Origin of the sequence: Muriicola sp. (assembly GCF_041567615.1) — a bacterium.
Lineage (GTDB): Bacteria > Bacteroidota > Bacteroidia > Flavobacteriales > Flavobacteriaceae > Muriicola.
Window position 1 is genome coordinate 1 of record NZ_JBFGBM010000135.1, and the last position, 7,483, is coordinate 7,483.

Consider the following 7,483-nt stretch of genomic DNA (forward strand, 5'->3'; position numbering starts at 1 on the left):
GCAGGGAGGGTTACTTCCCATTGCGAGTAAAAACGGACGGAACCGTCCATCTTCTTGGTGTCTGCGTTCACGCCGGGTAACAGCACTGGCGGATCGGTCAGCAGTTTGAAATCGAAGGCCTCCCACATCTGCTTATCATACATTTTCATTTCTTCCAGACTCATGGTATCCTTTTCAACCCCAAATCCGGTGTCTAACATCACAAAATCAGGGGAATACATGGAATAGTCCAGATTTTCGTTCTGCCAGCCGTCCAGGTTGGCCATTACGGTTTTGGAGTTGACTTCAAAAGCTTCTTTGGCAGCTTTCTCCTCCTGGTTTTCTGCCTGGCAGCTGAGCAGCAGGGCAAACAGGAGAGCGAGTGTTAACAGATGTTTCATTTTGCTGGTTATTAATTGGTTACACCTGTAAATGTAGCGAATTTTTGGGAGGGATTCACAAGAATTTTATCAGCCCCATCCTATGCCTGCAAACATTTATGGTTTCCGGATCACTGCCCCGTCTTTCATAACAAAACGGACCTCTCGCATCAGGCGGATGTCCTTGGTAGGGTCGCCTTTCACGGCGATGAGATCCGCGGTAAATCCTTCCTTTATCTCTCCGAGATTTTCCAGGTGAAAGGCCTTGGCATTGGTCCTGGTGGCCGATCGCAGTGCACCCTGAGCAGACATTCCGTAATCCACCATCAACTCGAGTTCCCTGTAGTTTTCTCCATGGGGATACACACCGACATCTCCCCCAAAAGCGATGGTCACCCCTGATTCCAGAGCGGTTTGGAAGGATCTCTTTTTGTTTCTGATGCGATCGGTATCGGGGTCATTTTGAGGATCCCAGCCCCTGTAACGTTCTATCGCATGCCCGGCCGCCAGGGTAGGGCAGAGAGCCACGTTTTTTTCCTTCATCAGGTCGAATACCTCCCGGGTCCCCCCATCCCCGTGTTCTATGGTTTCCACTCCGGCCATGACGGCCCTTCGAATACCTTCAGGGGTACTGGCATGGGCCACCACGTAAGAGCCGGCCGAAGTGGCAGCATCTACCATCCCTTTGAGCTCTTCTGGCAGGAAGGTCGGCATGGAAGGAGCACCGGGGGTCCAGCGGTAGTCGGCATACACCTTGATGAAGTCGGCACCATGGCCGAGTTGCCGCCTGACTGCCCGGATAGCTTCATCCTTCCCGCTTACGGATTCAGCACCCAGAGGCACGTTCACCCCTTCATGAAAACCTTTGGGACCATAAGCGCCAGTGGCCACAATAGCCGGACCGGCCACGAGGAGTCGCGGCCCGGGAATGATCCCTTCTTCTATGGTCTTTTTGAGGGCAACATCGGCATAACCCGCACCTTCAGAACCCAGGTCGCGCATGGTCGTGATCCCGGCCATCAATGATCTCTCTGCATGTACACCTCCCCTGATGGCCCGCTCAGCCTCTGATTCCTTGAGGACCTGGTCGTTCCAGGGAGTCTCGTCATAGGGATGCAACAAGAGATGGGAATGCCCTTCAATAAGTCCCGGCAAGAGGGTATACCCTTCAAGAGAGATCTCCCGGGTTCCTGTTTTGGCTTTCCACTGTTTCTCCGGTCCCGCAAAGCTGATCCTTTCTCCATCGACTTCCACGACCCAACCCGTGTGGACCTTCTCCCCATCAAAAACGCGATCAGGCTTTAACAGAATCTGTCCGTGGCTGGCCATCCAGCTCAGGAGAAGTACGCCCAACACAATGGTTTTCTGAGTGATCATTCTATATGACCTGTTCATCTATCGATTTTTTACACTGTTTGCGATCACATTGAGTTTTTTGTCCAGGGTTTTCCTGTCAAGCCACTTTCCCCTGACCATAATCCCTTCCGGTTTTTTTAATGCCTCCAGGTCGTCCAGGGGATTTTCCGAGAGGAGGATGAGATCGGCTTCCAGGCCCTCCGCTACCTTCCCAAAGGTATCTTCCTTCCCAAAGAATTGAGCCGGGTTCACCGTCCCGCTTCGCAGGATCTCCAGCCGGCTCATCCCGGCCTCTTCCAATCCCCGGATCTCGTGGTGGATGGAAAATCCCGGTACATTAAACAATTGGGGAGCATCTGAGCCGAGCAACATTCCGTGGCCTCCCTCACTCAGGGCTTTGATCAATTTTTGCCGGATGGTGTTGAAGCGTTCCCATCCCTCTTCGGTAAAACCTGTTGCAGGAGCGGTAGACTGCTCCTTCCTGATCTTCCAGTTCGTAAGGGTGGTCACAGGCATGTATTGCATTTCCGGATCTTTCAGCAGGACATCAGCAGACACCGGCGCGAACCATCGTTCAAACAAACTTTGTGTAGGGACGATCCAGACCTTGTTTTCGCGAGTCAGGGATACCAGGGAAGGGATTAGCGTTGTGTCTGCCAGGCCTGTAAAGTTATAGCCGAAAAAGCCATTGGCAGCCGGATTGACACCTGCATTCTGCGGAACTAACCCTTCGAGATAACCGTCCACATGGTCGATGGAGGCATAGCCGCTGTTGAGGGCCTGCCGTATGCCAACATCCACGGGAACGTGTCCTGCAAAAGGGATTCCGACTTCCCTGGCGGTAGCGACCAGCGCGTCGAATACCTCCCGCTGTATGCCGGGATGGATCTTGAGAAAGTCGTATCCCTCCTTTTGATATTGGGTAACCTTCGCCCTGGCTTCTCCCCGGGTCCTTACCGAATTGCCATTTAGGGAAGGGCTGGAGGTAAAGATCCTGGGGCTCAGCACCTCACCCTTTTCCACCTGTTGTCTCAGTTCCAGGTGGGAAGGGTGCCCGAGCATGCCCCTGATCGTGGTAATACCATTCGACAAGTAAAGCAGGAGGGTCTCTTCTACATGCTCCCTACTGGCTGGGGGTGATGGGATATGGGCGTGCATTTCTGCCAGGCCGGGCATAAGGAATTTTCCCTTTCCGTCTATTTCTGTTGTATAGGATATACCTTCAGGGGGTGCAGAAAATATCCCGGTGATGACCCCTGATTGGATTTCCACGTAACGATGTTCTAGCAGTGAACCATCTGAGAGATTCAGGACGGACACATCCGCAAAGAGGATGTCCTTTTCGGAGGAGGGAACAGATTGGCGGCATCCCAGGCTCAGGAACGCGAGGAGGATTAATAAGATGCTTTTCATGGGAATTCTTTTAAATGGCTGTCCTCCCTGAGAATGGGGGAAGCACAGAAAGGTAATAAGAATTCCCGACAGCCCTTTCTGAATCCCGTAAAATCCTCTGATATCAGCTTTTTATCTCCATAGGGAGGACGTAGAGGTTTGGGTCTGCCCTCATGTTCTCAATCCCTTCAATCTTTTCGATTTTCCAGTCCTTTTTTGGGAAGAGCCAATGAGGTTGGTCGTTCACGTAGACCCTTACAGGCATATCAAAACCGGGAACCACCCTGGTATAGCGATAGGTGATTTCCCCCGGAGACAGGCGGTATTCCAGGACCGGGATCATGGTAGTCCGCAGGTATTGTTCAAAAAATTCGGTAAGGTCTATACCCGTCTTCTGGCTGATGTAATCTTCTACCTGGCGGGATGTGACTGTCTGGTGATAAAATTCTTCGTTCAATCCCCTGAGTACACCACGCCATTTTTCATCGTCCTCCAGTAATTGTCTCAGGGTGTGCAGCATATTGGCCCCTTTGTAATACATATCGCTGGATCCTTCCTTGTTTACGTCATAAGGGCCGATGATGGGCCTGTCATTGCGGATGTTTCGCCTTGTCCCCACCACGTATTCCGCAGAGGCCTGCTTCCCGAAATGATAATCGAGGTAGAGATTCTCCGAATAGGCAGTAAAGCCTTCGTGCACCCACATATCGGCCACGTCCTTGTAGGTGATGTTGTTGGCGAACCACTCATGCCCGGATTCGTGAATGATGATAAAATCAAACTTCAGGCCCCAGCCAGTGCCGGAAAGGTCCATCCCCAGATAACCGTTCTGGTATTTGTTGCCATAGGTAACCGAACTCTGATGCTCCATACCCAGATAGGGCACTTCCACCAGTTTAAAACTGTCCTCATAAAACGGATAGGGCCCGAACCAGTGCTCGAATGCCTCGAGCATCATGGGAACCTGGGCAAACTGTTTTTTGGCCTCTTCCAGATGATCTCTCAACACGTAATAGGAAAGATCCAGGGTTCCCTTTTCCCCTGTATAAGTGTCCTCAAAGCGTACATAATCCCCGATATTGACATTGACCCCATAGTTGTTGATGGGGTTGGTGACATACCACTCGTAGGTGGTTTGATCCTCTAGCTCCAAGGTATTTTTCAGACGGCCGTTGGCCACACCCACCAGGCCTTTGGGCACGGTAACCCTGATGGCCATACTGTCTACCTCGTCGTACATGTGGTCCTTGTTGGGCCACCAGACACTGGCACCGAGACCCTGGCAGGAGGTGGCGATAAATGGCAGGCCATTCTCATCCGTGCTCCAGGAAAAACCCCCGTCCCATGGTGCTCTCACAGCTTCTCTGGGATGGCCGGAAAATGTGATCTCGATCTCACCTAGCTCTCCGGTCTTTTGTTTGTCGCGGAGGGAAATGAAATGAGCGTTGCCATTGGATGTAAATTCCAGGGGCTCCCCATTTTGCATCACTGTTTCGATCTTCATAGGTTCCTGGAGGTCTATTTGCATCACCTGCTTCTCGTCCAGGACCTTGTACCGGATGTTGTTTTTCCCTTCGATGTATTTCTGTCCCGGGTCTACCGAAACCTGCAGATCGTAAAATACCAGGTCCCACCATACCCTTTCCGGGGTGATGCTGCCCCGCAAAGTATCCTGTTCAGTAAAAGTCTCATCCTGTCCTGAAACCAGGGTCACTGAAAGGATAAACAAAAAGGGAATGACTAACTTTTTCATAAGGTTTTGTTTATAATTCCGGATGGTCATCCAGTAGATAATGGAAATCACTTGCCCGAAGTATGGATGTCATGTCCTTGGTATTCAGGAGGTTGAACAGGGCTGTTTTTTTGTCTACCGCATTTTGGTAATACGACTTGGTGATCAGGTAGCCCATGGCATACCCCAGATCAGCGGGCCTGTCTTCAATGGAACCTCCGTTGTAAAGCCACAGGGATAGATCCTCTGAAAGGAGATCCTGTTTCAGCTGCAGGGTCACCATCCTGAAGTTTTCCGGGATCTTGAGGTAATCGAGCTGTTCAGACGCTACAGCTACCCCGGAGGCCAACTCCCTCAGGAAATCGCATACCCCTTCACCAATCACCTTGTACATGACCGTAGTCTCATGGAGGGAGTCTGAATAGTTTTGTTGATAATGCATGAGTTCGTGCAGGATCAATTGGGGCAGGGCATTCAGGTCTGAGATCGTTTCATTTTGCCAGTCATTGAGCTCGTGTACCGGCATTTCGGGTGACCTGCCGTACATATCACCCCCCACAAAGAGACCCATTTCCGAGGCCGTACCCCCGGAATTCAGCAGCCCCGGCACGATAAATACCTTGGGAAAAACAGCAGCAGGATACAAGGATTTAAAATTCTTCAGGGCAGCGGTCGTCTTCCCCCGAAGTGCTGATAGACTGTCAGGATTCATTCTGGACCTCAGGTAGGTATAATATTTCGGGGCCCCGTTGATCATTTGACCGTACATATTCTCGGTATTGTAATAGCGTATTGCATAATAATCCCCGATCTCGGGCGGGCCCTCGAAGATAAATGCTTTTAAATAGGTGTGGGCACTGTCTTTCTGGGCCAGGGCCTTTTCAAAATAGGGCCAGAAACTGTCCATGGCCCTGGTCTCTACGGAGAAGTTATCGATATTGTAGAGGATCTGACCCAGGGAATCCAGCCGTGATTCAAGTCGGCTGTACTCCATGCCTTCCATACCGCTGAGACCCGGGAATTTCCCAAGGATTCCGGGATTGGCCATCCCCCGGTCAATAGCCCTGTGCAGGAGGTACACGGCTGAGTCTTTTATACCTGCCTGCAAATAAAGAGAGGCCGCTTCCACGAAGAGCTCGGAGGATTGCAGGTCTGTATTGGCCTCGTAGATCTTTCTGGCCAGGAGGTCGTATTTTCCCTGGTTCTCAAGTTGCTCGTAGTCCTCAAAAACGATATTGAGGTCAGGGAGTTTTTTAGGCTGTGGTTTCGCCTCTTGCATAGGTTCCCCCTGCCGACAACTCATAAAGAGCAGGGAGGATGCAAGGATGTATCCCAGGCAGGCCCACGAGTTGGAAACTTTCATAGGGATCAGTTCCTGAAAATGCCGTTGGGGAAGACAACCGGACTTTCAAATCCATTGTCGCTCACAGCAGCTACCCCAAAAAAGAAATTATCGATGACTATTCCTTCCAGGGTAATTTCATCGACATCGCCCACATACCGGTAATGGTCCCAGGTAGGGGAGGTGGTATCCCTCCAGTAGATCTTGTAACCCGCAGCCCCCTCAGACCTGCTCCACTTCAAAATGGCTGAAGGTTCCACAATGCCGCCGATCTGCACCTCAGCAGGTGCGGGTGGTGCCCAGGCAATGGAGGCCAGATTGATGGCGTTTACGGCAGTGAGCTTTGCGGCGTATTCAAAATTGACGTGTTCCAGTACATCCCCGTAGGCGATGCCGTCCTCAACCCGGATATCCTGGTGTTGCTGGGTGTAGTTCTCGTGGGCCTCCATGATACGGACCCCTGCAAACCCCTGGTCGTTAAAGGGGCGGTGGTGTCCGCCTCTCCCGAACCTGTCGAGGCGATAAATCATCATCGGATTCATCTCGGGCATATAGGTCTTTGTGGTCTTGTGAACGTATCGGGCCAGCTGGCGTGAGATCCCGTCGACCTCCCCTCCGTAAAACCTCCTGGCTGCGCGTTGCCTGTCGGTTTCTGTAGGGGGAACGGGTTCCGAAAAGATTCGGAAATCCCGGTTGCTGACTACGCCGTCCACTCCTCTGATATTCCCTATCATATCGTTGTTCAGGATACCCATGACATCCCAACCCTGTTCCTTTGCATATTCTGCGAGAAACTTGCCCCCGTAAAGTCCTTGCTCTTCCCCTGAGAGCCCTACATAGATGATGCTGTTCTCGAATTTGTATTTGGACAGTACCCGTGCGGCCTCTATGGTACCGGCCATGCCACTGGCATTGTCGTTGGCCCCGGGCGAGTCATCAGTAAAATTGGTGGGATCACTGACCCTTGAATCGATATCCCCGCTCATGATGATATAGCGGTTAGGGTATCGGGTTCCTTTCTGTACGGCCACCACATTGACGACCATCACATCCTTCACGATACGCTGGTTATCCCCTTTAGGGACAAAGCCTTTCTGGTAAAAAACCTCCAGGCAATCCTCACAGGAGTCCGAGATGCTCTCGAATTCACTTTTGATCCAGCGCCGGGCCGCACCGATGCCGCGGGTGTCGGACAGGGTGTCGGACAGGGTGTTTCTGGTACCGAACCCTGCCAGCATCCGAATGTCCGCCTCCACCCGGGTGGCCGACGCCGCGTCGATGATCTGGTAGACACGCTGATCA

Annotated in this window: 6 protein-coding genes; all 6 read right to left on the minus strand. The window is 51.9% G+C overall.

Going from position 1 to position 7,483, the window contains the following annotated elements; genetic code table 11:
• Positions 1–380, minus strand: a 380-nt coding sequence (locus ABYP73_RS09630; RefSeq protein WP_372974170.1) for a hypothetical protein, incomplete at its 3' end; no start/stop codon positions are given.
• A gap of 96 nt (positions 381–476) precedes the next feature.
• Positions 477–1,754 (minus strand): amidohydrolase family protein, encoded by a 1,278-nt coding sequence (locus ABYP73_RS09635; RefSeq protein ID WP_372974171.1) that lies wholly within the window; start codon positions 1,752–1,754, stop codon positions 477–479.
• Entirely contained in the window at positions 1,755–3,128 is a 1,374-nt protein-coding gene (locus ABYP73_RS09640; RefSeq protein ID WP_372974172.1) for an amidohydrolase family protein, read from the minus strand.
• 103 nt (positions 3,129–3,231) lie between these two features.
• On the minus strand, positions 3,232–4,860 hold the full coding sequence (locus ABYP73_RS09645) for a M1 family metallopeptidase (RefSeq protein WP_372945085.1): 1,629 nt from the start codon (positions 4,858–4,860) through the stop codon (positions 3,232–3,234).
• Positions 4,861–4,870: 10 nt separating this feature from the next.
• Positions 4,871–6,202 (minus strand): DUF2268 domain-containing putative Zn-dependent protease, encoded by a 1,332-nt coding sequence (locus ABYP73_RS09650; protein ID WP_372974173.1) that lies wholly within the window; start codon positions 6,200–6,202, stop codon positions 4,871–4,873.
• 5 nt (positions 6,203–6,207) lie between these two features.
• On the minus strand, positions 6,208–7,483 hold a 1,276-nt coding region (locus ABYP73_RS09655; RefSeq protein ID WP_372974174.1), incomplete at its 5' end, for a M28 family peptidase.